Below are 26,502 nucleotides of genomic sequence, written 5' to 3' on the forward strand. Positions count from 1 at the left end.
AAAAATTAACAACAGGAATATTTGCTGAAACAAACAAAAGGAGGACAGGACATGTCTATTGTAATTGGTGCAGATGCTGCAGGATTAAGAATAAAAGATCTCGTGAAAGAGTTTCTTGTAAAAGAAAACTTCGATGTTGTAGATGTAACCGCTGAAGGTCAAGATTTTGTAGATGTGACACTTGCAGTTGCGAGCGAAGTGAACAAAAACGATCAAAATCTTGGAATCGTGATTGATGCTTATGGAGCTGGTCCATTTATGGTTGCGACTAAAATCAAAGGAATGGTGGCAGCAGAAGTTTCAGATGAACGTTCTGCTTATATGACACGTGGACACAACAATTCTCGAATGATTACCATGGGAGCTGAAATTGTTGGAGATGAATTGGCGAAAAACATTGCCAAAGGCTTCGTCAATGGTAAATACGACGGCGGCCGTCACCAAATCCGTGTTGATATGTTGAATAAGATGTGCTAATGAGAGGAGAATTCAAATGAGAATTGCAATTGGTTGTGATCACATTGTGACAAATGAAAAAATGGCTGTTTCTGATTTTTTGAAATCAAAAGGATACGAAGTGCTCGACTTTGGGACTTATGACCATACACGTACCCACTATCCAATCTTTGGTAAGAAAGTCGGTGAAGCCGTAGCAAGTGGCCAAGCAGATCTTGGTGTTTGTATCTGTGGTACTGGTGTTGGGATTAACAATGCGGTTAACAAAGTACCTGGTATCCGTTCTGCCTTGGTACGCGATATGACAACTGCTCTCTATGCTAAAGAAGAATTGAACGCAAATGTCATCGGATTTGGTGGTAAAATTACTGGTGAATTGCTCATGTGCGATATCATTGAAGCATTCATCCACGCTGAATACAAACCAACTGAAGAAAATAAAAAATTGATCGCTAAGATCCAACATGTGGAAACCCATAATGCTCATCAAGCGGATGCTGATTTCTTTACAGAATTCCTTGAAAAATGGGACCGTGGTGAATACCACGACTAAGAGGTGACGTATGATATTAACGGTCACGATGAACCCTTCGATTGATATTTCTTATCCTTTGGATGTACTCCAGTTGGATACTGTCAATCGTGTGGCTGAGGTGAGTAAGACAGCTGGTGGGAAAGGTCTTAACGTTACTCGTGTACTTTCTGAGATAAAGGATCCAGTGGCAGCGACTGGCCTACTTGGTGGTCGAACGGGGCAATTCATTCTCGATCATTTAGGAGAAGGGATAGAGGAACGTTTCTTTGAAATTGCTGGAGATACACGTAATTGTATCGCCATCCTTCACGAAGGCAAGCAAACAGAAATCTTAGAAAAAGGTCCAACCATTTCTGAGAAAGAAGGGCAAGACTTTCTCGACCATTATCGTCACTTGGTTGAACAAGTAGAGGTTGTTGCCATCTCTGGAAGTCTTCCTGCTGGTTTACCAGTGGACTACTATGCTAGCCTTGTCAAGATTGCAAGCGAAGCAGGAAAACCAGTCGTACTCGATTGCTCGGGAGCTTCTTTAGAAGCTGCCATTCAAGCAGCTGTCAAGCCTACGGTCATTAAACCAAACAATGAAGAATTATCACAGTTGTTAGGAAAAGAAGTGAGTAAGAATGTGGAAGATTTAAAAGAAGTTCTTCAGGATTCTCTCTTTGATGGCATCGAATGGGTGATTGTCTCCCTTGGTGCAAATGGCGCTTTCGCTAAGCATGGGGATGTCTTCTATAAGGTAGATATTCCTAAGATTGATGTCGTCAATCCAGTTGGATCTGGTGATTCGACTGTTGCAGGGATTGCATCTGGTCTCTATCATCATGAGAGTGACGCAGACTTGCTCAAGAAAGCAAATGTTCTTGGAATGTTAAATGCACAAGAAGCACAAACAGGACATGTCAACATGGGGCACTATGATGCCTTGTATCAACAATTAATCGTAAAAGAGGTATAAAATGGTATTAACAGAACAAAAACGCAACTATTTGGAACGTCTTAGTACAAAAGACGGTGTCATTTCAGCTTTGGCCTTCGACCAACGTGGAGCTTTGAAACGCTTGATGGCCAAATATCAAGACACAGAACCAACAGTAGCACAAATGGAAGAATTGAAAGTCCTTGTAGCAGATGAATTGACAAAATATGCTTCATCTATGTTATTGGACCCAGAATATGGTCTACCTGCTACAAAAGCCTTGGACAAAGATGCAGGACTCTTGCTCGCATACGAAAAGACAGGCTACGATACGTCTAGCACCAAACGCTTGCCTGACTGCTTGAACCTTTGGTCAGCAAAACGCATCAAAGAACAAGGCGCAGATGCTGTGAAATTCTTGCTCTACTATGATGTAGACAGTGCAGATGAACTCAACCAAGAAAAACAAGCTTATATCGAACGCATCGGTTCTGAATGCGCTGCTGAAGATATTCCATTCTTCCTTGAAATCTTGGCTTATGATGAAGGAATTGCAGATGCAACCTCTGCTGAATATGCGAAAGTGAAACCTCGTAAGGTGATTGAGGCTATGAAAGTCTTCTCAGATCCTCGTTTCAATATCGATGTCTTGAAAGTGGAAGTTCCAGTTAATGTGAACTTCGTGGAAGGATTTGGAGAAGGAGAAGTAGTCTATAGTCGTGAAGAAGCAGCTGCTTTCTTCAAAGTACAAGAAGAAGCAACCAACCTTCCATACATCTACCTCAGTGCAGGTGTATCAGCTAAGCTCTTCCAAGAAACCTTGGAATTTGCTCATGCATCTGGTGCAAACTTCAACGGTGTTCTTTGTGGACGTGCGACATGGGCAGGTTCAGTAGAAGCTTACATCAAAGATGGAGAAGCAGCTGCTCGTGAATGGCTTCGTACAGAAGGTCGACAAAATATTGAAGAATTGAACGCAGTCTTGGCTAAAGTAGCAACACCTTGGACAGAACGCGTATAAGATTCAAATGAAGATTGCCTCCTAAAGCAACAGTTAGAGAGTGGGACAGAAATCGGTCATTCGTTAGAATTCGATTTCGTCGTCCCACCTCCGCACAGTTGAGTAGGGCTGTAAAAGCTGATGAAATCAGCGTAGTAGAGCCCACTCAACCACTGCGTCTTGCTCGACAATCCAAAGATGATTGAGAGGCTAGGACTTTTGTCCCAGCCTCTTCATTATTTCAAGGTCTTGTTTATTTTTTATAAAAAAATGTTTAAAAATTTTCGCTGTAAGGGTTTACAAAACAAAAAGCTTATGATAGAATAAGTTTATAAGTTGAATAGCAGTGAGCGTTACTAAGTTAGATTAGGCGTGACCACAAGTAGATGAACAATTAGTGTATGCTAGTTTTTTCAGTTGCTTCGTGGTCATTTTTATTTGCTTTTAACAAATTTTACAAAGGAGAGCCTCATGTATCGTATTATCCATCCAATGAACAATAATGTTGCTTTGGTTCAAAATGAACTACAACAAGAGTTGATTGTTATTGGGAGTGGGATTGCTTTTGGGAAAAAGAAGAATGATCTAGTAGCTGATGATAAGGTCGAAAAAGTATTTCGTTTAAATACGGATGAGTCAAGAGAAAACTTTATGGCCCTTCTAAAGGATGTTCCTCTTGATTTCATTACAACCACTTATGAAGTGATTGATACCTTGTCTAAGAAATATGCCTATCCTGTTCAAGAATATATCTATGTGACATTAACAGATCACATCTTTTGTTCTTACCAGGCAGTTCATCAGGGAAGATATAAACACAGTGACCTTCCTGATGCGTCTGCTATGCATCCGATTCCCTATAAAATCGCAAAAGAAGCGATTGAGATCTTTCGAAAGCGGCTCTTGGATCAATTTCCTGACGATGAAGTAAATCGCATCGCTTATCATTTCATTAATGCACAAGGGGAAATGATTCATGAGCAAGATCCAGATGTCCAGGACCGACAAGTTATTTTGAAAGCTGTAGAAGAAAAACTAGCCCAAAATGGCTTGAAACGGAAAGAAGAAAACAGTCATTTCTATGATCGCTTTATGATCCATCTCAATTATTTCCTAGATTCGCTAGATAAGGGAAGAGAAGATCCAGAAGGTTTGAGCGAGATGGAACAACTGATTCAGCTAAGTTATCCAAAGGCTTATGAGATTAGTCATCAAATCTACCAAACCATCGCTGAACAGACAGGAGCCAAGATATCTCCTAATGAAAAAGTCTATTTAGCCCTTCATATTCAACGTCTATTATAAAAATTTTCAAAAGGTATCATAAGGAGGAACCAACATGAATAAAGAAGAAGTCCAATTACTTGGGTTTGAAATTGTCGCTTATGCCGGTGACGCTCGATCAAAATTAGTGGAAGCCTTAAAAGCTGCTGAAAATGGTGATTTTGCTAAAGCAGAATCCTTAGTAGAAGAAGCAGGGTCTTGTATCGCTGAGGCTCACAAATCTCAAACGACCATGCTAGCGCATGAAGCAGCAGGAGAAGAAATCCCCTATAGCATTACCATGATGCATGGTCAAGACCATCTCATGACAACGATCCTATTAAAAGACGTGATTCACCATCTGATTGAACTATATAAAAGAGGAGCTAAATAATGAACAAACTCATTGAACTTATTGAAAAAGGGAAACCATTCTTTGAGAAGATTTCTCGAAACAAATATTTGCGAGCGATTCGGGATGGCTTTATTGCAGGAATGCCTGTAATCTTATTCTCATCTATCTTCATCCTAATTGCGTATGTACCAAACGCTTGGGGATTCCATTGGTCTAAAGATATTGAAACTTTCTTGATGACTCCATATAGCTATTCTATGGGCATCTTGGCCTTCTTCGTTGGTGGGACAACGGCTAAGGCTTTGACTGATTCAATGAACCGTGACCTCCCAGCAACCAACCAAATCAACTTCATTTCTACAATGTTGGCTTCTATGGTTGGCTTCTTGCTCATGGCTGCCGAACCTGCTAAAGAAGGTGGATTCTTAACAGCCTTCATGGGTACAAAAGGTCTGTTGACAGCCTTCATTGCAGCCTTTGTTACAGTTAATGTTTATAAGGTCTGTGTGAAAAATAATGTGACGATTCGCATGCCGGACGAGGTTCCACCAAATATTTCACAAGTATTTAAAGACTTGATTCCATTTACATTGTCAGTTGTACTCTTGTATGCACTTGAATTAGTTGTGAAAGCAAGCCTTCATGTAACGGTTGCTGAATCAATCGGTACCCTTCTTGCTCCTCTATTCTCAGCAGCTGATGGTTATGTCGGTATTACGATCATTTTCGGTGCCTTTGCATTCTTCTGGTTTATTGGTATCCATGGCCCATCTATCGTTGAGCCTGCGATTGCAGCGATTACTTACGCAAATGCCGAAGTCAACTTGAACCTTCTTCAACAAGGTATGCACGCTGATAAGATCCTTACATCTGGTACACAAATGTTTATCGTCACTATGGGTGGTACAGGGGCAACTCTTGTGGTTCCATTCATGTTTATGTGGCTATGTAAGTCAAAACGAAATCGTGCTATTGGACGCGCTTCAGTAGTTCCTACATTCTTTGGTGTAAACGAACCAATCTTGTTTGGTGCACCGCTTGTTTTGAACCCAATCTTCTTTATCCCATTCATCTTTGCACCAATTGCAAACGTATGGATCTTTAAGTTCTTTATTGAAACACTTGGCATGAACTCATTTACTGCCAACCTTCCATGGACTACACCAGGACCTCTTGGTATTGTTCTTGGTACAAACTTCCAGTTCTTATCATTCGCTCTTGCAGCATTGTTAATTGTCGTAGATATTGCTATTTACTATCCATTCCTTAAGGTTTATGATGAACAAATTCTCGAAGAAGAACGTTCTGGAAAATCAAATGATGAATTAAAAGAAAAAGTAGCTGCAAACTTTAACACTGCAAAAGCAGATGCGATTCTTGAAAAAGCTGGTGTAGAATCAGTACAAAATACAATTACTGAAGAAACAAACGTCCTCGTTCTTTGTGCGGGTGGAGGAACAAGTGGTCTTCTTGCCAATGCTTTGAATAAAGCCGCAGAAGAGTATAAAGTTCCAGTTAAAGCTGCAGCAGGTGGCTACGGTGCTCACCGTGAAATGTTGCCAGAATTTGACCTTGTTATCTTGGCGCCTCAGGTTGCTTCCAACTTCGAAGATATGAAGGCTGAAACAGATAAACTAGGCATCAAATTGGCGAAGACTGAAGGAGCTCAATACATCAAGTTGACTCGTGATGGTAAAGGCGCTCTCGCATTCGTTCAGGCGCAATTTGAAGAATAAGAACTAAAAAGTGAGATGGAGATGGATGGCTCACTAACTCCTCTCCCCTCACTTTTCATTTTATCCAATCAAGAAATAGGTGAAAAAATGACAAAAACACTTCCTAAAGATTTTATTTTTGGTGGGGCAACGGCTGCCTATCAAGCAGAAGGAGCTACGCATACAGATGGTAAAGGTCCTGTTGCCTGGGACAAATACTTAGCTGATAACTATTGGTATACAGCAGAACCAGCTAGTGATTTTTACCATAAATATCCAGTAGACTTACAGTTGGCGGAAGAATATGGCGTAAACGGAATTCGTATTTCTATTGCTTGGTCACGTATTTTCCCAACTGGTTATGGTGAAGTCAATCCAAAAGGGGTAGAATTCTATCATAAGTTATTTGCAGAATGTCATAAACGTCATGTAGAACCATTCGTAACTCTTCACCACTTTGATACTCCGGAAGCTCTTCACTCAAACGGAGACTTCTTGAATCGTGAAAATATCGAACACTTCGTAGATTATGCTGCCTTCTGTTTTGAAGAGTTCCCAGAAGTCAACTACTGGACAACCTTCAATGAAATTGGCCCAATCGGTGATGGTCAATACTTAGTCGGTAAATTTCCACCAGGCATTCAGTATGATCTTGCCAAAGTGTTCCAATCACACCACAATATGATGGTTTCTCATGCGCGTGCTGTGAAATTGTATAAAGACAAAGGGTATGAAGGTGAAATTGGAGTTGTTCACGCCCTTCCAACTAAATATCCATTGGATCCTAAAAATCCTGCAGACGTTCGAGCTGCTGAGTTGGAAGATATCATCCACAACAAATTTATCTTGGATGCTACTTACCTTGGTCACTATTCAGATGCAACCATGGAAGGGGTAAATCACATCTTATCCGTCAATGGTGGTAGCTTGGATCTTCGTGACGAAGACTTTGCAGCGCTTGAAGCAGCTAAAGATTTGAACGACTTCCTTGGAATTAACTATTACATGAGTGACTGGATGGAAGCCTTTGATGGTGAAACTGAAATCATCCACAATGGTAAAGGGGAGAAAGGAAGCTCTAAATATCAAATCAAAGGTGTTGGACGTCGTGTAGCTCCTGACTATGTACCTCGTACTGACTGGGACTGGATCATCTACCCTCAAGGTTTGTATGATCAAATCATGCGTGTCAAGAAAGATTATCCAAACTACAAGAAGATCTACATCACTGAAAACGGACTTGGATACAAAGATGAATTTGTGGACAACACTGTTTACGATGATGGCCGTATCGATTATGTGAAACAACATTTGGAAGTATTGTCTGATGCGATTGCCTATGGAGCAAACGTCAAGGGCTACTTCATTTGGTCATTGATGGATGTCTTCTCATGGTCAAATGGTTATGAAAAACGCTATGGTCTCTTCTATGTAGACTTTGAAACCCAAGAGCGCTATCCGAAGAAATCGGCACATTGGTACAAGAAATTAGCTGAAACTCAAGTGATTGAATAAGTATCAACTGGAACTGTTTTAGTTCCAGTTTTTTTATTTTCACGAGAAGAAGGTCTCTTAAACGCATCTCTTCTTTCAGCCCCTAATTTATGGTATAATAGATCGATACTGTAATAAGGAAAATAGAATGAATATACAACAATTACGATATGTAGTGGCGATTGCCAACAGTGGTACTTTTCGTGAGGCTGCTGAAAAAATGTATGTGAGTCAGCCTAGCTTGTCCATCTCCGTTAGAGATCTGGAAAAAGAACTGGGATTTAAGATTTTTCGTCGGACCAGTTCTGGGACTTTTTTGACCCGTCGGGGAATGGAATTTTATGAAAAAGCGCAGGATGTGGTCAAAGGGTTTGATATTTTTCAAAATCAATATGCCAGTCCTGAAAAAGAGAAGAAAGAATTCTCTATTTCTAGTCAACACTATGACTTCTTGTCGCCTTTGATGACGGAATTCTCGATCCGCTATCCGGAAAATAAAAACTTCCGCATCTTTGAGTCAACGACGGTCCAAATTTTGGATGAAGTGGCTCAAGGGCATAGTGAGTTGGGGATTATTTATCTCAACCGTCAAAATACCAAGGGGATTATACAACGGGTTGATAAATTAGGGCTGGAAGTGGTGGATTTAATTCCTTTTCAGACTCATATTTACCTTCGTAAGGGACACCCTCTGGCTAAGAAGAAAAAGCTGGTCATGGAAGATCTAGCTCAATTGCCAACTGTTCGCTTTACCCAAGAAAAAGATGAGTACCTCTATTATTCAGAGAACTTTGTCGATACCAGTTCGAGCTCCCAAATGTTCAATGTAACCGACCGGGCTACCTTGAATGGGATCTTGGAGCGGACAGATGCTTATGCGACAGGATCAGGCTTTTTAGATAGCCAGTCAGTGAATGGCATTACCGTGATTCCTTTAGAAGACAACTTGGACAATAAAATGGTCTATGTCAAACGCGAAGAGATGGATCTCTCCCCTGTAGCAGAGAAGTTTGTCGAGGTCATGGTAGAGTATTTTGATCAAAAGAGGTAAGAAATGAAGAGAAAAACAATGGTTCCAGTAACAATCGTGCTATTGGTCCTACTGGATCAGTTGGTCAAATGGTATGTAGTCAAGAACATTCCACTGGGTGTCGTTAAGTCTTTTATTCCCCATGTGGTCAGCCTGACCTATCTTCAAAACACAGGTGCAGCTTTTTCACTTCTTGAAAATCAGCAATGGTTCTTTACCCTCATCACTCTAGTCGTGATGGTGGGGGCCTTTTACTATCTTTATAAGCACCTCAAGGGGTCGCTTTGGATGGTGACGGGCTTGACCTTGGTGATTGCAGGTGGCTTGGGGAATTTTATCGATCGCCTGCGTCAGGGCTTTGTGGTCGATATGTTCCACCTGGATTTTATGAATTTTGCCATTTTTAATGTAGCAGATAGTTATTTGACAGTTGGAGTTTTCTTGCTCCTGATCCTGATGTTGAAAGAGGAAACGCATGGAAATTAAAATCGAAGTAGCCGGTGCGCGACTGGATAAGGCTTTGGCGGATTTGACTCCCTTGTCACGAGCTGTAGCCAATGAGCAGATCAAAGAAGGAAAAGTTCTGGTCAATGGAACTGTGAAAAAAGCTAAGTATACGGTCAAAGAAGGAGACATCATCCAGTATGAAGTCCCAGAAGTGGAAGAGGTCAGTTATGAAGCAGAAGATCTGCCCTTAGACATCATCTATGAGGACCAGGATGTCGTCGTCGTCAATAAACCCCAAGGCATGGTTGTTCACCCCAGTGCGGGCCATACCAGTGGGACCTTGGTCAATGCGCTCTTATACCATGTCAAAGACCTTTCAGGAATTAATGGGGAATTGCGTCCAGGAATCGTCCACCGGATTGACAAAGACACGTCAGGCCTCTTGATGGTCGCAAAAAATGACCAAGCCCACGTCGCCTTAGCAGAGGAACTCAAAGACAAAAAATCTCTCCGGAAGTATTGGGCCATTGTACATGGCAATCTTCCTAACGATCGGGGCATGATCGAAGCACCAATTGGTCGCAGTGAAAAGGACCGGAAAAAACAAGCGGTTACAGCTAAAGGAAAACCTGCAGTGACCCGTTTTCAAGTCTTGGAGCGCTTTGGAAATTACACGCTGGTAGAGTTGCAACTGGAGACCGGTCGCACCCACCAAATTCGGGTGCACATGGCTTATATCGGCCATCCAGTGGCTGGAGACCCTGCTTATGGTCCTAAGAAGACACTCAAAGGACAAGGTCAGTTTCTTCACGCACGGACACTAGGTTTTACCCACCCTCGCACAGGAGAGACTTTGGAATTTACAGCAGAAGTGCCAGCGATCTTTGAGAAAACGCTGGAAGACCTTCGAAAAGGATAATGAAGAATGGCTGAATGGAGATTCAGTCACTTTCATTACATACGAAATAAATAGTATTAGAAAGTAACATAGAGATGAAAGCAAAACGAATCGTCTTTAAAGTAGGGACCTCGTCTTTAACTAATCCAGACGGGAGCCTCTCTAGACAGAAGGTCAAGGTCATTACCCAGCAGCTGGCTCTCTTACACGAATCGGGCCATGAGTTGATCTTGGTCTCATCAGGGGCAGTTGCTGCTGGATTTGGTGCCCTTGGTTTTAAGAAACGTCCGACCAAGGTGGCAGACAAGCAAGCCTCTGCGGCAGTTGGACAAGGCTTACTGATGGAAGAATACACAGCCAACCTGCTCTTGCGCAACATTGTTTCTGCGCAGATTTTGTTGACCCAGGATGACTTTGCGGATCAGCGCCGTTATAAGAATGCCCACCAGGCCCTTTCTGTCTTGCTTAATCGTGGGGCCATCCCGATTATCAATGAAAACGATACGGTCTCGATTGCCGAGCTAAAAGTTGGTGACAATGATACATTGAGTGCGCAGGTTGCAGCCATGGTTCAAGCGGATCTTTTGGTACTTTTAACAGATGTAGATGGCCTCTATACAGCCAATCCTTCTCAGGATCCAACAGCTAAGCGCTTGGATCGAATCGAACATATTTCTCGTGAGATGATCGAGATGGCTGGTGGTGCTGGCAGTAGCAACGGAACTGGTGGAATGCTGACCAAACTCAAGGCAGCGACCCTTGCGACCGAGTCAGGGGTTCCTGTCTATATTTGCTCGTCTCTCAAGTCTGATGCCTTGCTCGAAGCAGCGCAAGAGCAAGCAGATGGCAGTTACTTCCTTGCAGAGGACAAGGGCTTAAAAACCCAGAAGCAATGGCTAGCCTTTTATGCTGAAAGCAAAGGTGCTGTTTGGGTGGATGCTGGAGCAGCGGAAGCCCTGTTGGATCATGGGAAGAGTTTATTGATTTCTGGTGTGACCAAGGCAGAAGGGGATTTCTCTTATCACGACATCGTCAGCGTCTATCATCAAGAGACTGGTCAATTACTCGGAAAAGGCAAGGTCCGTCTCGGCCAATCAGCTGTGCGCGATCTACTCCAATCTAAAAAAGCTAAGGGAATCCTTATCCACCGGGATGATTGGATCTCGGTAACTCCTGAGATTGACCTACTCTTTACAGAATTTTAGAGGAAAACGTATGGGAACAACACAAGAACAATTAAGCTTAGCGAGATCAGCTAAGAAAAGTATCAATACAGCCAGCACAGCTCTTAAAAATCAGGCCTTGGAGGCCATGGCTAGCCAGCTTTTGAAAGCGACGGAAGCCATTTTAGCAGCCAATCAAATCGATATGGAAGCGGCACGTGGGAAGATCTCTGAAGTCATGCTGGATCGCCTTTTTCTGGATCAAGAGCGGATTGCCGGGATGGCACAAGGAATTCGTGCTTTAATAGACCTGCCAGATCCAATTGGGGAGGTGCTGGATACTGAAGTCTTGGAAAATGGCCTTGAAATCCAGAAAGTTCGAGTCGCCATGGGTGTTATTGGCATCATTTATGAAAGCCGTCCAAATGTAACGTCTGATGCTACAGCGCTTGCCATCAAGAGTGGAAATGCAGTGGTCCTTCGTACTGGAAAGGATGCCTTTCATTCTGCTCAAGCGATCGTGACAGCCCTCAAGGCTGGATTGGAAGAAGCCGGACTCCATCCCGATCTTCTTCAACTGATCCAAGATACGAGTCGAGCTTCTAGCCTTGCTATGATGAAGGCTAAGGGCTATCTGGATTTGCTTATTCCACGTGGTGGTGCTGGGTTGATTCAAGCGGTGGTTGAAAATGCCATTGTCCCCGTGATCGAGACAGGAACTGGTATTGTCCATGTCTATGTGGATAAAGATGCTGACTTCCAGAAAGCCCTCGCCATTATTGAAAATGCTAAGACCAGCCGTCCATCTGTCTGCAATGCCATGGAGGTCTTGTTGGTGGATCGAGCGATCGCGTCTGATTTCTTGCCTTTGGTTAAAGAGCGTTTAGTGGATGTACGGGAAAGATCCGTTGAGTTGCGCCTAGATGAGCAAGCACAGGCTATCATTTCTGGAACAGCAGCACAGGAACAGGATTTTGATACCGAATTTTTAGATTATATTTTAGCAGTCAAGATCGTTGATGGAGTAGAGGAAGCAGTGGACCACATTGAAGCTCATAGCACCCATCATTCAGATGCTATTGTCACTGAAAATCCTGAGACAGCCGCTTATTTCACCAAGCAAGTAGATTCAGCAGCCGTTTATGTCAATGCATCTACACGCTTTACAGACGGGGGTCAATTTGGCCTAGGTTGTGAAATGGGGATCTCGACCCAAAAACTCCATGCGCGTGGACCGATGGGATTACGGGAAATGACCAGTTACAAATATATCATCAGTGGAAATGGTCAAGTGAGGTAAGAAATGAAAGTAGCATTTATTGGACTAGGAAACATGGGAGCTAGTCTAGCCAAAGCAGTCGCAAAAGAAGTGGCTGCTACAGACTTGCTCTTGGTTAATCGTTCTCCACAAAAGGTGCAGGATTTTATCAGCCAGTATGGGGGAACGGCGTCTGAGCTTGAACAAGCCTTTCAAGAGGCTGAAGTAATCTTTTTAGGGGTCAAACCCTATCAGATTTGCCCTCTTTTAGAAGAGTATAAAGGCATCTTGGCTCAACGCTCTAATCTCTTGCTGGTTTCCATGGCTGCAGGCCTGGAACTAGAAAAGATGTCTGACGTGATCCAGAACGACCAGGTGGGTCTCATCCGCATCATGCCCAATACGCCTGTAGCCATTGGTCAGGGTGTCATCAGTCTGGCCCGCTCCCAAGCAGTAACAGACCAGCAGGTAGCCCAGGTCAAGCAGCTTTTAGCAGGAGCTGGAGCTCTCTATGAAATCGAGGAAAAATTGATGGATCCTGCAACGGCTGTCGCAGGCTGTGGACCAGCCTTTGTCTATCAGATAATTGAAGCCATGGCAGATGCAGGAGTAGGCTTAGGACTTACACGAGAGCAAGCCTTGCAGATGGCTGCCCGGACCTTCCAAGGAGCCAGTCAAATGGTCCTAGAAACAGGAGAACACCCAGCCCGCTTGCGAGATGCAGTTTGTAGCCCAGGTGGCTCTACCATCGCAGGAGTCAACCGCTTAGAACAAGTCGGCTTGCGGGGCGACATCATTGCAGGAGTGGAAGCAGCCTATAAACGTACCCAAGAATTGGGACAAGAGGCAACGAAGGAATAGAAAAAGATTGGTTTTTGCCAATCTTTTTTACCTTAGAGAGCCTCTATCTCTACCAAACCATTTTCGGTCAGACGATAGATTTTTTGGCAGACTTCTTTGAGGAAGGTCCTGTCGTGAGAGACCGTGACTAGTCCGCCTGGGTAGTCTGTGAATAGGCGTCGAATTTCTGGTTGGGAAGTAGGGGAAAAATTGCGGGTAGGCTCGTCCAAGAGTAGAAACTGGGGACTTGTGAGGACTAGTTGTAGGAGAAAGAGTTTTCCTTGCTGACCACCAGAAAGTTCAGAGATCGGATGGTGCATTTCAGAATAGGTAAAGTTGAGGGAGGCTAAATGCAATTGAATGGTGTTGATTTCTTCGCGATCGCCTGAATGCTGTAGAAATTGAACCGGTGTCTGGGTTAAAGGGAGGCCTTCAGTGTAATCTTGAGGCATATAGACAGTGCGGATGCTCTCATTCTTTTGTAAGAGGCCCCATATCATTTTTAGAAAAGTGGATTTCCCTACACCGTTGGAACCGATAATCCCTATTTTATCCTGTCCTAGAAGAGTAAGGGAGAGGTTCTTGACCAGGACCCGGTCACCAATTGCGAGCACTTCCTGATCTAAGAGAAGGATTCGTTTTTGAGGAGACAAGGGAGTGAGGGGAGAAAAATGCAGATTGATAACTTCCTCATCATAGGGTTGGGAAGTCATGGATTGGAATTCTCGCTCGTAGCGCTTTTCTTGTGAGAGGAGGGACTTCATTTTCTTTGCCAGGAGACGTCCAGCAGTGCTATCCTTGGTGTTTCGTAAGGAAGTTTCGACTTGCTGACGGACGCGGCGATGCTTCTCCATTGTTTTCTTGTAGGTTCGTTGATCGTTGGCAGCTTGCTGGGACTGTTGCTTGAATTGTTGCTCCCTCTGGCTACTGTAGTCTTGATAGCCTAGGTGCTCTACAATGGTTTCAGCCTCCTTGCGGTGTTTGATCTGTCTTAGGTGAATAATGGTATCCGCCGTCTGCGTCAAAAAATCCTCATGATGGGAAATAAATAGGATGGTTTGGGGACTTGTTTGGATCATCTGTTGGAGCCAGTCCAGGGTTTCCAAATCCAGATCGTTTGAAGGTTCATCTAAAAATAGTAATTCATGAGGACGACAAAGTTCGTGAAGCAGTTGGACTTTGAGGGCTTCTCCTCCAGATAGACTTCCAATAGCTTGGTCGCTTGCAAAGCGGTCGCTATCGAAATGCAATTGATCAGCCAGTCTATAGAGGGTGGCATAGTCTAGCTCGTCTTCTCCAAAAAAATATTCTTCCAATGTTTTTCCCTTCAATGCTTCCGGCAAAGACTGGGGAATATAGGCATAGGAGTGAAAGGAAGTGGTGATTTCGCCTTCTATTGTCAGATAATCTGGTAGAAATTTTGGGGACATGAGGACGTGAAGTAAGGAAGATTTTCCATTTCCTTCTTCGCCAATAATGGCAACTTTTTCTCCTTCATGAATGGTTAGTGAAAGATCGCGAACCAAATCTCGTAAATCTTTTGTATGGCGGATGGTGAGGTGGGATAGTTTTAGCATAAGATTCCTTTCTACTGGGACAAAAAACAGCTCTACCTATTTAGTAGAGCTGTATTCAAGTGGACCCAAACAGAAAAAGACCTTATTAAGCCAACAAAAAGTTGGAGAATAGGCGAGAGGGCACACATAAAGAGATAGAACAAGCAGTCCACTAAATAAAGTATTTTATTTAACGAAACTTAGTTGTTCATATCTCCTTACCTCCGAATGTGATTAGCTTTATTCTATTCTTTTCATTCCTTCTTGTCAAGGAAATCCTTGCTTCATCCACCCTTTTCTTCTCGGACTTAGGGGGATTTTATGGTATAATTAAAGGTATGCATACAAAACCAACGTCCGCTTATGTCCACATCCCATTTTGTACCCAGATTTGTTTTTATTGTGATTTTTCGAAGGTCTTTATCAAGAACCAACCGGTCGATGCTTATCTAGATCATTTGATCCAAGAATTTCGTCGGGAGGAAATCACAAATTTACGGACTCTCTATATCGGGGGTGGGACACCGACAGCCTTATCTGCAGATCGGCTAGCGTATCTTCTCAAGGAGCTGACCAAGTCGCTTGATCTCTCTCAGATGGAAGAGTTGACTATCGAGGCCAATCCTGGTGATTTGGATCCGGATAAGATCGCTGTTTTGAAGGATTCACCGGTCAATCGGGTTTCTTTGGGCGTACAGACCTTTGATAATCGCTTGCTTAAAAAGATTGGTCGGAGCCATCAGGAGCAGGATATCTATGACAATATCGAGCGTTTGAAGCTAGCTGGTTTTGATAATATTTCGATCGACCTCATCTATGCGCTTCCGACGCAAACCATGGAGCAGGTCCAGGAAAATGTCGCGAAGGCTCTTGCTCTCGAAATTCCCCATATGAGCCTCTATAGCTTGATTCTGGAGAATCACACCGTCTTTATGAATCGGATGAGACGGGGCAAGCTTCCTCTACCAAAAGAGGAGTTAGAAGCGGAGATGTTTGAATACATCATTCAGGAGTTGGAGCGAGCGGGCTTTGAGCATTACGAAATTTCAAATTTCTCCAAGCCTGGTTTTGAAAGTCGCCACAACCTCATGTATTGGGATAATGCAGAGTATTATGGCTTGGGAGCTGGTGCATCCGGCTATGTCAACGGTGTTCGCTACAAGAACCATGGACCTATTCGCCACTATATGCAGGCAGTCGAAGAGGGAAATGCGCGTGTCCAAGAAGAACATCTGACTCAGACAGAAATGATGGAAGAAGAGATGTTTCTGGGACTCCGTAAGAAAACAGGCGTTTCCAAGAAGCGTTTCGAAGAAAAGTTTGGTGTGAATTTTGACCAACAATATGGACCAGTGGTCGATGAATTGACCCAGCAGGGACTTTTGGTGCCTGACAAGGACATTGTTCGCATGACCAAGAAAGGTCTCTTTTTAGGAGACACTGTAGCAGAGAAGTTTATTTTGGAGTAGAAGATGGCAAAAACATTTGAATACAGCATGAAAATTCCTTTTGATATGAGCGATGTCAATGGTTATATTAAGATTCCCCAATTAATCTTGCTGTCTTTACAGGTATCTGGCATGCAATCAATTGAGCTGGGTATGAGTGATATGTACATTTTAGAGAACTATAATCTGGTCTGGATTATCACGGATTACAATATGAAGATCGAGCGTCTCCCTGTGTTTGATGAAAAGATCACCATCGAAACCTATGCCAAGAGTCACAATCGACTATTTTGTTACCGGGCCTTTAATATCAAAGATGAGGAAGGCAATACCATTATTGAGATGGTCGCAACCTTTGTCTTGATGGATCGTGATACACGCAAGGTCCATCCTGTCATGTCTGAGATTACGGATGCCTTTGACTCAGAGTTTTCAAAAACCATGCTCCGTGGTCCCCGTTTCAAAGAATTAGAAGGGGGCGTAGAACAAGAATACCGAGTTCGGTTTTACGACTTGGATATGAACGGACATGTCAACAATAGCAAGTACTTGGACTGGGTCTTTGAGGTGATGGGAGCAGACTTCTTGACCCATCATGTCCCTAAAAAAGTTCATCTAAAATATGTCAAAGAAGTGCTGGCAGGAGGTGTCATCACCTCTCAATATGAACAAGAGGGCTTGAAGACCCAGCACCAAATTAGCTCAGATGGTCATATCAATGCCCAAGCTGAAATTGAGTGGGAAGAAGTAGAAGAAAAGGGTTGGACTTATGGAAAGTAGAAGATTAAAAAATAAAAAACAAGAGCTAGCAGGCTACCAAAAACGGGTTGTGGCCTATGCTAAGCGTCAAAAGAACCCTTTGTACATGTTGGGAGATTGGCTCTTGACTCTTTGTGCTTTGGGCATCATCCTGGTGGAAGAAATTTACAAATTTTTCCGATACCGTTTGAATTTAGAGAGTTTTAGTCGTTTCTTGAAAGAAGATGTGCGTTGGTATCGGGTTTGGATCCATTTCACCCTGGCCTTTCTCTTACCTGTCGTGATCTTTTCGGTCGGCATTACCAGTCAATCAGGCTCCTTCTGGTCAAATTTCTATCATCGTTTGTCTCAAGGCGTGCTCTTTAGCACAACTGTCAGCCTCGCTGCGACCTTGGTGACTGATTTTGTGGAGAATTTGCAACCAGAAACCAAGTCAGACGGACGGAACCGGAGCACCAAGCGCACGGTTTATCAAATCAGTGTGGATCAGGCAACTGTAATAGGCTTGTTATTGACCATTGTGATTCTCATGGTGGCTTCCTTCTTGTTTACTCAATCAGGAAGTCAAGGAATCAATTTTACAGGGTTGATTTTACAATTTGTCCTCTATGCTGGAGCCTTGCTTTTGTATGGGTCTGGTGGACGAGTCGATGCAGAGAAGTTGCATGAAAAAGCTGATACAGAAAGGGAAGAATAAATGCACTACAAGGGCTATTTAATTGATTTGGATGGCACCATTTACAAAGGAAAATCACGAATTCCAGCAGGAGAAGCTTTTGTCCATGAATTGCAGGCGCGTGAGATTCCCTATCTCTTTGTCACCAATAACACAACCAGGACACCAGAGACTGTTCGGGATATGCTGGCGACTCACTTCAATATTGAAACCCCTGTGTCGACCATCTATACAGCTACCCTTGCGACCATTGACTACATGAATGACCAAAACTTGGGCAAAAAAGTCTATGTGATTGGAGAAGCAGGACTCAAAGATGCTATGGAAGAAGCTGGCTATATTATCGATGAAGAAGCACCTGATTATGTTGTGATTGGCCTCGATTGGCAAGTGGATTATGAGAAATTTGCTAAAGCAACCTTGGCGATTCAAAAGGGAGCGCACTTTATAGGGACCAACCCTGACCTGAACATTCCAACGGAGCGTGGCTTGATGCCAGGAGCAGGATCTCTGATTGCCCTTGTTGAAGCAGCGACACGGGTCAAGCCAGTGATCATTGGCAAACCAAAGGCCATCATCATGGACAAGGCCATTGAACACCTGGGGCTTGCAAGAGAAGAAGTGGTCATGGTTGGCGACAACTACCTAACAGATATTCGTGCGGGTATTGACAATGGGATTCCAACCCTTTTGGTGACGACAGGTTTTACCAAACCAGAAGAAGTGCCGACCTTACCAATCGCACCGACACATGTTGTTGCCAGTCTAGCGGAGTGGGATTTTGATGCTTAAAAGTCTGAAATCAATCAACCAATTTTTCTTTATCTTGTCAGCTGCAATCCTTCTCACCATTGCTCTAGCTTGGGTCATCTATCCCTTGGAGATTCATTGGTTGGGGATTCAAAGCCGGACTGGTTTTTCGGCTTCTGTCATCATGAAGAATTTTAATGTCTTGATGAACTACTTGACCAATCCGTTTCAGTGGGTGTTGAAGATGCCTCAATTCCCGTCTTCAAAAAATGGACTGCACCATTTTGAGGCCGTCAAGTACCTATTTCACTTAGTGACAGTTGTTTTCGTGGTGACACTACCTGGTTTTATCCAGTTTATGCGGACAGTCGTCAAAAAAGGCTACCTGGCCTTGTACCGTAGTCTCTTCTTTTGGATGATGGTTTTACCAGTGGTGATTGCGGTGATAGCTGTTATGATTGGCTTTGATCAATTCTTTACGCTCTTTCATCAGGTCTTATTTGCTGGGGACAATACTTGGCTCTTTGATCCGCGCGTGGATTCGATTATTCTTGCATTACCAGAAGACTACTTTATGCATGCCTTTTTGATTTTCTTTGTCTTATACGAAGGAATGTGTGCGAGTTTTTATCTATTTTCTAGGAGGAAGAAATGAACCAATACAACCGATTATTAGACCCTAAAAAAGATATAGGAAGGTATTCCGGGACACTTGCCATTTATCTCTTGGTAATGACCTTGGTAACCGTCCTGTGGGAAGTCCTCCTTGGATTGACCATAGCAGGCTCTCTCAGAAAAGATCCAAGTCAAGTAACGGAGAAACTCAATGCCCTGAATGTTTGGGCTGGTATTCCCTATCTTATCTCTATTTTCATTGGACTCTTTCTCTTTAATGCCTATCGTAAGAAGGCCCTTTATAAATATGATCTCAAGCAAAAGGGACGTAAGATGACTCTTTCAGTCTTCTTTATTCTTCTCGCCTTTCTTGGCTTTTCTCAAGTCTTTTCATCTGTGATGACACAAGTGATTGAGCGCATGTTTGAGACCATTGGCCTTCATTCTCCAACACCCGATCTAGGTGATACGATTGAGCGATCATGGACTATGCTCTTGTATGCTGGATTTTTTGGTCCTATCACAGAGGAATTCTTCTTCCGTGGGGCCGGCTTGCGAGGCTTGGAACGGTATGGCAAAATCTTTGCCATTGTCATGACGGCTATTTTATTCGGCCTCTTCCATGCTAATTTTGACCAGCTCTTTTTCGCAGGTATCATTGGTCTAGGATTCGGCTACATTGCCTTTGAATACAATATCTGGTGGGCTATTTTCTATCACATTTTCAATAACTTTGTGATTTCGCAAGGCTTGCATTATGTGGCCTATCATGTGGACGAGGGACTAGCGAATTGGCTTCAAATCGGTGTTTTAGTCATTGGTTCCATTGTGATGATAGTGGTTCTTGCGACCAAATGGCCAGCCATCAAGGCTTATATTCAAGCCAATAAACCTCAACCGGGAGTTTTCCAGCGTGCCCTCGCGTCCTTCTGGTTCTGGTTCTTCGTGTTATTTACTATCCTGATGTCTATTGTTCCTTATGTGATTCCGATCTTCCAGATGGCTAATCTCAAAGGATAAAGATTATCGATTGCTAGTAAAGGGGGATCCTTTTAGATCTCTCTTTTTGCTATGAAAAAGGGCAAGTGAAGATAAAGGATTGAGGATGAGGGTCTGATATATAATTTAAAAATTATTTTTAACTTGGTGAAGGTGGATAATAATACAAACATATTAGAGAGAGGCTAACCCCTCCCTTTTTTGCTATAATAGAGAGTATGAATAACTTGATTAAATCCAAGCTCGAGCTCTTGCCGACGAGTCCGGGCTGTTACATTCACAAAGACAAGAACGGTACCATCATCTATGTGGGGAAGGCCAAGAATCTTCGCAACCGGGTGCGGTCCTATTTCAGAGGGAGCCACGATACCAAGACGGAAGCGCTGGTATCTGAGATTGTGGATTTTGAATTTATCGTCACTGAGTCCAATATTGAGGCCTTGCTTCTTGAGATCAACCTCATCAAGGAGAACAAGCCCAAATACAATATCATGCTCAAGGATGATAAGTCCTATCCCTTCATCAAGATTACCAATGAGCGCTATCCACGCCTCATCATTACGCGCCAGGTCAAAAAGGATGGTGGTCTCTATTTCGGCCCCTATCCAGATGTAGGAGCGGCCAATGAGATCAAGCGACTCTTGGATCGAATTTTCCCATTCCGAAAGTGTACCAATCCGCCTTCCAAGGTCTGCTTTTACTACCATTTAGGGCAATGTATGGCCCACACGGTCTGCCATAAGGACGAGGCCTATTTCAGGGGCATGGCACAGGAGGTTTCTGATTTCCTCAAGGGGCAGGATGATAAGATTATCGATGAGCTCAAGCTCAAAATGAATACCGCTGCGCAAAACATGGAATTTGAGCGGGCAGCCGAGTACCGCGATCTGATCCAGGCCATCGGGACCCTGCGGACCAAACAGCGGGTCATGGCCAAGGATTTGCAGAACCGGGATGTCTTTGGCTACTACGTGGACAAGGGCTGGATGTGTGTGCAGGTCTTCTTTGTCCGTCAGGGCAAGCTGATCGAGCGCGATGTCAATCTCTTCCCTTACTACAATGATCCGGACGAGGATTTCTTGACCTATGTGGGGCAGTTTTACCAGGAGAAATCTCACCTGATCCCCAATGAAATCCTGATCCCTCAGGATATCGATGAGGAAGCGGTCAAGGCCCTAGTGGATACCAAGGTCCTCAAGCCCCAGCGCGGCGAGAAGAAGCAGTTAGTCAATCTGGCTATTAAAAATGCGCGTGTCAGTCTGGAGCAGAAGTTCAATCTCCTTGAAAAATCGATGGAAAAGACTCAAGGTGCTATTGAAAACCTTGGAAAACTCCTGCAAATTCCAACCCCTGTGCGCATTGAGTCTTTTGACAACTCCAACATCATGGGGACCAGTCCGGTCTCAGCCATGGTGGTCTTTGTCAATGGGAAGCCAAGCAAAAAGGACTACCGCAAGTACAAGATTAAGACCGTCGTCGGGCCAGATGACTATGCCAGCATGCGGGAAGTCATTCGCAGACGCTACAGCCGGGTCATGCGGGATGGCCTGACGCCACCAGATCTGATCGTTATCGATGGGGGTCAGGGCCAGGTCAATATCGCTAAACAGGTGATCCAAGAAGAGTTGGGGTTAGATATTCCCATTGCAGGTCTGCAAAAGAATGACAAGCACCAGACCCATGAATTGCTCTTCGGTGATCCCCTTCAAGTCATCGAACTCTCTCGAACCTCGCAGGAATTTTTCCTCCTCCAACGGATCCAGGATGAAGTCCACCGTTTCGCCATCACCTTCCACCGCCAGCTCCGATCCAAGAATTCCTTCTCCTCCCAGCTGGACGGCATCGAAGGTTTGGGACCAAAACGCAAGCAGTTGCTGATGAAGCACTTCAAGTCGCTGACCAAGATCAAAGAGGCCACTATAGATGAGATCGTCACAGTCGGCATCCCACGAGCAGTCGCGGAGGCAGTGCAAGCCAAGCTCCAACAAGGAAAGCAGGAAGAAGCAGGTCCCTTGATGGAAGTTGCGGAGTCCTCCCAAGGATTTGAGTAATTTCACCATCCATTTTCATGGATGGTTTTTACGTTTTACTCCTAATTTTGTTATACTAGATTCAAATCTAAATATATTTCAAATGAGGTGTAATAATGAACCATCGAATTGCTATTTTATCTGATATCCACGGAGATACGACAGCCCTGGAGGCAGTGATTGCGGATGCGCGTGCTCAAGGCGCGACGGAATACTGGCTTTTAGGGGATATTTTGCTACCGGGGCCTGGACGAGAGGACCTTTTTGAGTTGCTGGATGCGATTCCGATTACAGTGGCTGTTCGTGGAAATTGGGATGATTGTGTCCTAGAGGCCTTGGATGGCGAGTACGGTCTTGAAAATCCGCAGGAAATCCAACTTCTTCGGCTCACTCAGTACCTCATGGAAGGACTAGATCCTGAGCGGATCGATTGGCTTCGCTCCCTTCCCTTGGTAGAGAAGAAGGAGGTCAACGGTATTCGCTTTTCACTGACCCACAACTTGCCAGAAAAGAATTACGGTGGAGACTTGCGTCCAGCTAATGCGACGGAGAACTTTGACCAGTTGCTGGATGATCAGACGGATATGGCGATCTACGGTCATGTCCACAAGCAGTTGCTTCGCTATGGCAGTCAGGGCCAACAGATTCTTAATCCAGGGACTATTGGCATGCCTTATTTCGACTGGGAACCAATTCAAAACCACAGAGCTCAATATGCTCTGATCGATGTTGAAGAAGATGGAGTGACCAACCTGCAATTTCGTAAGGTGGCCTATGACTATGAAGCAGAGCTTCAAGATGCCAAGGAACAAGGCCTTCCCTTTATTGAGATGTACGAAGAATTAAGACGCGAGGATAACTATCGGGGCCATAACATCGAGCTTCTAACTAGCTTAATTGAGAAATACGGTTATGCTAAAGAAGTAGCTACCTATTTCAATCTTTCCAATGAATCATAGGTAGATCTCTTGTGTATTCAACCTATAAAAAAGAAGCGGATCTTCAAAATGTCCGCTTCTTTTTTCACAATCTTAGGCTGTAAAACCCTGCAAGCTCTTTCATTTTGTGTTAAAATAGGAGTAACAGAAATAGAAAAGGAAGAAGCTTATGAAATTTCTAGAGCTCAATAAAAAACGCCATGCGATCAAGCATTTCACTGACCAATCGGTCGATCCAAAGGATGTACGGACTGCCATTGAGATCGCAACCTTGGCCCCTAGTGCCCACAATAGCCAGCCTTGGAAATTTGTGGTCGTTCGTCAAAAAAATGCAGAATTGGCAAAATTAGCCTATGGTGCAAACTACGATCAAGTCATGGAAGCACCTGTGACCATTGCCCTCTTTACAGATACTGATTTGCAAAAACGGGCTCGCAAGATTGCGCGTGTTGGTGGGGTGAAAAACTTCACAGACGAGCAGTTGCAATACTTTATGCAAAATCTTCCTGCTGAATTTGCACGCTATGATGCCCAACAAACAAGTGATTACTTGGCTTTGAATGCCGGTCTTGTGGCGATGAACTTGGTACTTGCTTTGACGGACCAAGGCATTGGAACCAATATTATCTTGGGATTTGATAAATCAAAAATCAATGAAGTATTGGACATCGAAGAGCGCTTCCGTCCGGAAGTCTTGATTACGGTTGGCTATGCGGCTGAAAAAGTAGAGCCAAGCTATCGCTTACCAGTGGACGAAATCATTGACAAACGCTAAGCCAATTAGCAAATAGAAGATCGAGGAGGAATTCATGACAACAGTTGACTTTAAAGCAGAAGTAGAAAAACGTCGCGATGAGATGATGGCTGACCTATACAGCCTCTTGGAAATCAATTCTGAACGCGATGACAGCAAGGCAGATGCAGAGCATCCTTTTGGACCTGGTCCTGTAAAAGCTCTTGAAAAATTCTTGGAAATTGCCAAACGTGATGGCTATGAAACCAAGAATGTCGACAATTATGCCGGTCACTTTATTTTTGGTGAAGGAGAAGAAGAGCTTGGGATCTTTGCCCATATGGACGTCGTGCCAGCAGGTAGTGGCTGGAAAACGGATCCCTACAAACCAGAAATTATCGATGGTAAGCTCTATGCGCGTGGTTCGTCTGATGATAAAGGGCCTACAATGGCCTGCTACTATGGTTTGAAGATCATTAAAGACCTAGGACTCCCTGTTTCTAAGCGCGTGCGCTTTGTTGTCGGTACGGATGAAGAATCAGGCTGGGGCGACATGGATTATTATTTCAAACATGTCGGACTTCCTGAGCCAGATTTTGGCTTCTCACCAGATGCGGAATTCCCAATCATCAATGGGGAAAAAGGAAACATCACTGAGTACCTTCATTTTGGAAATGACAACACAGGAAGTGCCCATCTTCATAGCTTTACAGGTGGCCTTCGTGAAAACATGGTACCAGAGTCAGCGACTGCAGTCGTTTCTGGTCAACTTCCAGATCTTGCTGGCCTCTTAGATGCCTTTGCCAAGGAACACCAGCTCAAGTATGAAATCTCAACTGTCGATGAAGAAACCTATACCGTGACGATTGTTGGGAAATCTGCTCATGGATCAACTCCTGAAGATGGGATCAATGGTGCGACCTACTTGGCTCTCTTGTTGAACCAATTTGATTTTGGTGGTGCTGCTAAGGCTTATCTTCATGTGACAGCTTCACTTCTTCACGAAGATTTTGCTGGTGAAAAATTAGGTATTGCCTATACCGATGCTAAAATGGGACCATTGAGCATGAATGCAGGGGTCTTCCATTTTGATGAAAGCCAAGCAGACAACACCATTGCCCTCAATATCCGTTACCCTCAAGGTACAGATCCTGAAACTATCAAAGCCATTCTTGAAAAGATCGAAGGAGTGGCTACAGTAAGCTTGTCCGCTCATGGTCACACTCCTCACTATGTTCCGATGGATGACGAATTGGTATCCACTCTCTTGCGTGTTTATGAAAAACAAACTGGCCTCAAAGGACACGAACAAGTGATCGGTGGTGGTACCTTTGGTCGTCTCTTGAAACGTGGGGTTGCCTTTGGTGCTATGTTCCCTGACTATGTCAATACCATGCACCAAGCGAATGAGTTTGCAGATGTCGAAGATCTATATCGTGCAGCTGCTATTTACGCAGAAGCTATCTATGAACTAATCAAATAATCCACTACTCGGCCAGTTTTTCTGGCTGAGTTTTTCCATAGAAGGAGGACTTATGTCAACGATTGAAAGCATTAAACAAGCCATTATGGCAGATCCTCAAAATAAAGCATATACGGATAAAGGAATCGAGCCACTCTTTGCAGCACCAAAAACTGCTCGCATCAATATTATCGGACAGGCACCTGGACTGAAAACGCAAGAAGCTGGTATTTACTGGAAGGATAAGAGTGGTGACCGCCTGCGCGAATGGTTAGGAGTTGACGAAGACACCTTTTATAATTCTGGTTTGTTTGCGGTCATTCCTATGGACTTTTATTTCCCAGGGCATGGAAAATCTGGTGACCTTCCACCTCGCAAAGGCTTTGCGGAAAAGTGGCACCCTCAACTTCTCAAGGAGTGTCCGGATATTGAGTTAACCCTCTTAATTGGACAATATGCCCAAGCATACTACCTTCATGAAAAGGTTAGTGGCAAGGTAACCGAACGGGTTCACCATTTTAAAGATTATTTGCCAACCTATTTTCCACTTGTTCACCCTTCCCCTCGCAATCAAATCTGGATGGCTAAAAATCCTTGGTTTGAGGCAGAAGTAGTCCCAGAATTGCAAACCTTAGTACAAGAGATCATTCAAAAATAAAGGAGAGCGAAGATGGATCCTTATCAACAAGTTAAAGAAAAATTAGATGAGTTGGGAATTTCATTTGATGTGGTGGAACACCCACCTGCATTTACGACGGAGCAGGCGGATTATTATATTGAAGGCTTAGAAGGTGTCCGCACTAAGACCATGTTTTTGACCAACAAAAAGAAAACTCAATACTATTTGCTCATCATGGATGACCAGAAGCCATTGGATATGGATGATTTCAAAGAGCAAGTGGAAGCCAACCGGATCCGCATGGCTTCAGCAGATTCTTTAGCTGAAAAAATGCAATTACCGCCAGGTACGGTTTCTCCATTTGGTTTATTGAACAATGAAGAAAAAGATATTCGTGTCTATTTCGATAAAGACATTGTGTCAGAGGAGATCATGACCTTTCATCCCAATACCAACGAAAAAACGATCTTTATTAAAACCCAAGACTTGTTCCGATTTTTAGAGGCTATTGGCTTTCATTATGAAATTCTAACCCTTCCATAAC

Annotated in this window: 27 protein-coding genes; 26 read left to right on the plus strand and 1 reads right to left on the minus strand. The window is 43.7% G+C overall.

Annotated elements, in window-relative coordinates:
- Window positions 1-51 precede the first annotated feature (51 nt).
- The 14 genes from lacA to proC all read left to right on the plus strand — a co-directional run bounded on the left by lacA (window position 52) and on the right by proC (window position 13,394).
- The gene (lacA, locus tag NFR56_RS01975) at window positions 52-477 is read left to right on the plus strand and encodes a galactose-6-phosphate isomerase subunit LacA (protein ID WP_251457351.1); all 426 of its coding nucleotides are present in this window, start codon (window positions 52-54) and stop codon (window positions 475-477) included.
- 16 nt (window positions 478-493) lie between these two features.
- Window positions 494-1,009, plus strand: coding sequence for a galactose-6-phosphate isomerase subunit LacB (gene lacB, locus NFR56_RS01980; protein ID WP_003002763.1), 516 nt, complete (start codon window positions 494-496; stop codon window positions 1,007-1,009).
- A gap of 10 nt (window positions 1,010-1,019) precedes the next feature.
- A complete protein-coding gene (locus tag NFR56_RS01985; RefSeq protein WP_049515165.1) occupies window positions 1,020-1,949 on the plus strand; it encodes a tagatose-6-phosphate kinase in 930 nt (309 codons plus the stop codon).
- A gap of 1 nt (window position 1,950) precedes the next feature.
- The gene (lacD, locus tag NFR56_RS01990) at window positions 1,951-2,931 is read left to right on the plus strand and encodes a tagatose-bisphosphate aldolase (protein WP_251457354.1); all 981 of its coding nucleotides are present in this window, start codon (window positions 1,951-1,953) and stop codon (window positions 2,929-2,931) included.
- A gap of 450 nt (window positions 2,932-3,381) precedes the next feature.
- Window positions 3,382-4,215, plus strand: coding sequence for a PRD domain-containing protein (locus NFR56_RS01995; RefSeq protein ID WP_195423368.1), 834 nt, complete (start codon window positions 3,382-3,384; stop codon window positions 4,213-4,215).
- Window positions 4,216-4,249: 34 nt separating this feature from the next.
- On the plus strand, window positions 4,250-4,567 hold the full coding sequence (locus NFR56_RS02000; RefSeq protein ID WP_003007713.1) for a PTS lactose/cellobiose transporter subunit IIA: 318 nt from the start codon (window positions 4,250-4,252) through the stop codon (window positions 4,565-4,567).
- Window positions 4,567-6,264: a lactose-specific PTS transporter subunit EIIC gene (locus NFR56_RS02005; RefSeq protein ID WP_251457357.1), complete on the plus strand. Its 1,698-nt coding sequence runs from the start codon at window positions 4,567-4,569 to the stop codon at window positions 6,262-6,264. Before NFR56_RS02000 ends, NFR56_RS02005 begins: the two co-directional genes overlap by 1 nt.
- Before the next feature lie 87 nt (window positions 6,265-6,351).
- Window positions 6,352-7,758 (plus strand): 6-phospho-beta-galactosidase, encoded by a 1,407-nt coding sequence (gene lacG / locus NFR56_RS02010; RefSeq protein ID WP_338146942.1) that lies wholly within the window; start codon window positions 6,352-6,354, stop codon window positions 7,756-7,758.
- 127 nt (window positions 7,759-7,885) lie between these two features.
- Window positions 7,886-8,788 (plus strand): LysR family transcriptional regulator, encoded by a 903-nt coding sequence (locus tag NFR56_RS02015; protein WP_251457363.1) that lies wholly within the window; start codon window positions 7,886-7,888, stop codon window positions 8,786-8,788.
- A 3-nt stretch (window positions 8,789-8,791) separates the two neighbouring features.
- Complete coding sequence (gene lspA / locus NFR56_RS02020; protein WP_251457366.1) at window positions 8,792-9,253, plus strand: signal peptidase II; 462 nt, start codon at window positions 8,792-8,794, stop codon at window positions 9,251-9,253.
- A complete protein-coding gene (locus NFR56_RS02025; protein WP_251457369.1) occupies window positions 9,243-10,133 on the plus strand; it encodes an RluA family pseudouridine synthase in 891 nt (296 codons plus the stop codon). The genes lspA and NFR56_RS02025 overlap by 11 nt, the downstream gene beginning before the upstream one ends.
- A 74-nt stretch (window positions 10,134-10,207) precedes the next feature.
- Window positions 10,208-11,317, plus strand: a complete 1,110-nt coding sequence (proB, locus tag NFR56_RS02030; RefSeq protein ID WP_003016508.1) for a glutamate 5-kinase — start codon at window positions 10,208-10,210, stop codon at window positions 11,315-11,317.
- Window positions 11,318-11,327: 10 nt separating this feature from the next.
- Complete coding sequence (locus NFR56_RS02035) at window positions 11,328-12,575, plus strand: glutamate-5-semialdehyde dehydrogenase (protein WP_251457372.1); 1,248 nt, start codon at window positions 11,328-11,330, stop codon at window positions 12,573-12,575.
- A gap of 3 nt (window positions 12,576-12,578) precedes the next feature.
- Window positions 12,579-13,394, plus strand: a complete 816-nt coding sequence (proC, locus tag NFR56_RS02040; RefSeq protein ID WP_251457375.1) for a pyrroline-5-carboxylate reductase — start codon at window positions 12,579-12,581, stop codon at window positions 13,392-13,394.
- Window positions 13,395-13,426: 32 nt separating this feature from the next.
- Here the strand turns inward: proC and NFR56_RS02045 are convergent, their stop codons facing one another.
- Window positions 13,427-14,950 carry an ATP-binding cassette domain-containing protein gene (locus NFR56_RS02045; protein ID WP_251457377.1) on the minus strand — a complete coding sequence of 508 codons (1,524 nt, stop codon included), beginning with the start codon at window positions 14,948-14,950 and terminating at the stop codon, window positions 13,427-13,429.
- 317 nt (window positions 14,951-15,267) lie between these two features.
- Here NFR56_RS02045 and hemW point away from each other — a divergent pair, with 317 nt between their 5' ends.
- The 12 genes from hemW to NFR56_RS02105 all read left to right on the plus strand — a co-directional run bounded on the left by hemW (window position 15,268) and on the right by NFR56_RS02105 (window position 26,501).
- Complete coding sequence (gene hemW / locus NFR56_RS02050; RefSeq protein ID WP_251457379.1) at window positions 15,268-16,398, plus strand: radical SAM family heme chaperone HemW; 1,131 nt, start codon at window positions 15,268-15,270, stop codon at window positions 16,396-16,398.
- A gap of 3 nt (window positions 16,399-16,401) precedes the next feature.
- Window positions 16,402-17,157, plus strand: a complete 756-nt coding sequence (locus NFR56_RS02055) for an acyl-ACP thioesterase domain-containing protein (protein WP_227197433.1) — start codon at window positions 16,402-16,404, stop codon at window positions 17,155-17,157.
- The gene (locus NFR56_RS02060; protein ID WP_003016180.1) at window positions 17,147-17,833 is read left to right on the plus strand and encodes a hypothetical protein; all 687 of its coding nucleotides are present in this window, start codon (window positions 17,147-17,149) and stop codon (window positions 17,831-17,833) included. The genes NFR56_RS02055 and NFR56_RS02060 overlap by 11 nt, the downstream gene beginning before the upstream one ends.
- The gene (locus tag NFR56_RS02065; RefSeq protein WP_003016193.1) at window positions 17,834-18,604 is read left to right on the plus strand and encodes a TIGR01457 family HAD-type hydrolase; all 771 of its coding nucleotides are present in this window, start codon (window positions 17,834-17,836) and stop codon (window positions 18,602-18,604) included.
- Window positions 18,597-19,217, plus strand: a complete 621-nt coding sequence (locus NFR56_RS02070) for a TIGR01906 family membrane protein (RefSeq protein ID WP_251457381.1) — start codon at window positions 18,597-18,599, stop codon at window positions 19,215-19,217. Before NFR56_RS02065 ends, NFR56_RS02070 begins: the two co-directional genes overlap by 8 nt.
- On the plus strand, window positions 19,214-20,197 hold the full coding sequence (locus NFR56_RS02075) for a CPBP family intramembrane glutamic endopeptidase (RefSeq protein ID WP_251457383.1): 984 nt from the start codon (window positions 19,214-19,216) through the stop codon (window positions 20,195-20,197). Before NFR56_RS02070 ends, NFR56_RS02075 begins: the two co-directional genes overlap by 4 nt.
- Window positions 20,198-20,394: 197 nt before the next feature.
- A complete protein-coding gene (gene uvrC, locus NFR56_RS02080; protein ID WP_134974695.1) occupies window positions 20,395-22,227 on the plus strand; it encodes an excinuclease ABC subunit UvrC in 1,833 nt (610 codons plus the stop codon).
- A gap of 95 nt (window positions 22,228-22,322) precedes the next feature.
- Window positions 22,323-23,165: a metallophosphoesterase family protein gene (locus NFR56_RS02085; RefSeq protein WP_134974694.1), complete on the plus strand. Its 843-nt coding sequence runs from the start codon at window positions 22,323-22,325 to the stop codon at window positions 23,163-23,165.
- Window positions 23,166-23,313: 148 nt separating this feature from the next.
- Window positions 23,314-23,919: a nitroreductase family protein gene (locus tag NFR56_RS02090; RefSeq protein ID WP_134974693.1), complete on the plus strand. Its 606-nt coding sequence runs from the start codon at window positions 23,314-23,316 to the stop codon at window positions 23,917-23,919.
- 34 nt (window positions 23,920-23,953) lie between these two features.
- Window positions 23,954-25,360, plus strand: coding sequence for a dipeptidase PepV (gene pepV / locus NFR56_RS02095; RefSeq protein WP_070594897.1), 1,407 nt, complete (start codon window positions 23,954-23,956; stop codon window positions 25,358-25,360).
- Between the two features lie 52 nt (window positions 25,361-25,412).
- Window positions 25,413-25,997 (plus strand): uracil-DNA glycosylase family protein, encoded by a 585-nt coding sequence (locus NFR56_RS02100; protein ID WP_070594896.1) that lies wholly within the window; start codon window positions 25,413-25,415, stop codon window positions 25,995-25,997.
- Between the two features lie 12 nt (window positions 25,998-26,009).
- Complete coding sequence (locus NFR56_RS02105) at window positions 26,010-26,501, plus strand: prolyl-tRNA synthetase associated domain-containing protein (RefSeq protein WP_155167664.1); 492 nt, start codon at window positions 26,010-26,012, stop codon at window positions 26,499-26,501.
- Window position 26,502 lies beyond the last annotated feature (1 nt).

Origin of the sequence: Streptococcus caecimuris (assembly GCF_943193075.1) — a bacterium.
GTDB classification, from domain to species: Bacteria; Bacillota; Bacilli; order Lactobacillales; family Streptococcaceae; genus Streptococcus; species Streptococcus caecimuris.

What these genes read in the sequence shown, in the direction of transcription:
- NFR56_RS02005 (WP_251457357.1), top strand. Translation starts at nt 4,567, where the DNA reads ATGAACAAACTCATTGAACTTATTGAAAAAGGGAAACCATTCTTTGAG.
- NFR56_RS02070 (WP_251457381.1), top strand. Translation starts at nt 18,597, where the DNA reads ATGCTTAAAAGTCTGAAATCAATCAACCAATTTTTCTTTATCTTGTCA.
- uvrC (WP_134974695.1), top strand. Translation starts at nt 20,395, where the DNA reads ATGAATAACTTGATTAAATCCAAGCTCGAGCTCTTGCCGACGAGTCCG.
- lspA (WP_251457366.1), top strand. Translation starts at nt 8,792, where the DNA reads ATGAAGAGAAAAACAATGGTTCCAGTAACAATCGTGCTATTGGTCCTA.
- lacB (WP_003002763.1), top strand. Translation starts at nt 494, where the DNA reads ATGAGAATTGCAATTGGTTGTGATCACATTGTGACAAATGAAAAAATG.
- NFR56_RS02055 (WP_227197433.1), top strand. Translation starts at nt 16,402, where the DNA reads ATGGCAAAAACATTTGAATACAGCATGAAAATTCCTTTTGATATGAGC.
- NFR56_RS02105 (WP_155167664.1), top strand. Translation starts at nt 26,010, where the DNA reads ATGGATCCTTATCAACAAGTTAAAGAAAAATTAGATGAGTTGGGAATT.
- NFR56_RS02090 (WP_134974693.1), top strand. Translation starts at nt 23,314, where the DNA reads ATGAAATTTCTAGAGCTCAATAAAAAACGCCATGCGATCAAGCATTTC.
- NFR56_RS02060 (WP_003016180.1), top strand. Translation starts at nt 17,147, where the DNA reads ATGGAAAGTAGAAGATTAAAAAATAAAAAACAAGAGCTAGCAGGCTAC.
- NFR56_RS02015 (WP_251457363.1), top strand. Translation starts at nt 7,886, where the DNA reads ATGAATATACAACAATTACGATATGTAGTGGCGATTGCCAACAGTGGT.
- NFR56_RS02065 (WP_003016193.1), top strand. Translation starts at nt 17,834, where the DNA reads ATGCACTACAAGGGCTATTTAATTGATTTGGATGGCACCATTTACAAA.
- pepV (WP_070594897.1), top strand. Translation starts at nt 23,954, where the DNA reads ATGACAACAGTTGACTTTAAAGCAGAAGTAGAAAAACGTCGCGATGAG.
- hemW (WP_251457379.1), top strand. Translation starts at nt 15,268, where the DNA reads ATGCATACAAAACCAACGTCCGCTTATGTCCACATCCCATTTTGTACC.
- NFR56_RS02035 (WP_251457372.1), top strand. Translation starts at nt 11,328, where the DNA reads ATGGGAACAACACAAGAACAATTAAGCTTAGCGAGATCAGCTAAGAAA.
- NFR56_RS02000 (WP_003007713.1), top strand. Translation starts at nt 4,250, where the DNA reads ATGAATAAAGAAGAAGTCCAATTACTTGGGTTTGAAATTGTCGCTTAT.
- NFR56_RS02045 (WP_251457377.1), bottom strand. Translation starts at nt 14,950, where the DNA reads ATGCTAAAACTATCCCACCTCACCATCCGCCATACAAAAGATTTACGA.
- lacG (WP_338146942.1), top strand. Translation starts at nt 6,352, where the DNA reads ATGACAAAAACACTTCCTAAAGATTTTATTTTTGGTGGGGCAACGGCT.
- lacD (WP_251457354.1), top strand. Translation starts at nt 1,951, where the DNA reads ATGGTATTAACAGAACAAAAACGCAACTATTTGGAACGTCTTAGTACA.
- lacA (WP_251457351.1), top strand. Translation starts at nt 52, where the DNA reads ATGTCTATTGTAATTGGTGCAGATGCTGCAGGATTAAGAATAAAAGAT.
- NFR56_RS02085 (WP_134974694.1), top strand. Translation starts at nt 22,323, where the DNA reads ATGAACCATCGAATTGCTATTTTATCTGATATCCACGGAGATACGACA.
- NFR56_RS02025 (WP_251457369.1), top strand. Translation starts at nt 9,243, where the DNA reads ATGGAAATTAAAATCGAAGTAGCCGGTGCGCGACTGGATAAGGCTTTG.
- proB (WP_003016508.1), top strand. Translation starts at nt 10,208, where the DNA reads ATGAAAGCAAAACGAATCGTCTTTAAAGTAGGGACCTCGTCTTTAACT.
- NFR56_RS01985 (WP_049515165.1), top strand. Translation starts at nt 1,020, where the DNA reads ATGATATTAACGGTCACGATGAACCCTTCGATTGATATTTCTTATCCT.
- proC (WP_251457375.1), top strand. Translation starts at nt 12,579, where the DNA reads ATGAAAGTAGCATTTATTGGACTAGGAAACATGGGAGCTAGTCTAGCC.
- NFR56_RS02100 (WP_070594896.1), top strand. Translation starts at nt 25,413, where the DNA reads ATGTCAACGATTGAAAGCATTAAACAAGCCATTATGGCAGATCCTCAA.
- NFR56_RS02075 (WP_251457383.1), top strand. Translation starts at nt 19,214, where the DNA reads ATGAACCAATACAACCGATTATTAGACCCTAAAAAAGATATAGGAAGG.
- NFR56_RS01995 (WP_195423368.1), top strand. Translation starts at nt 3,382, where the DNA reads ATGTATCGTATTATCCATCCAATGAACAATAATGTTGCTTTGGTTCAA.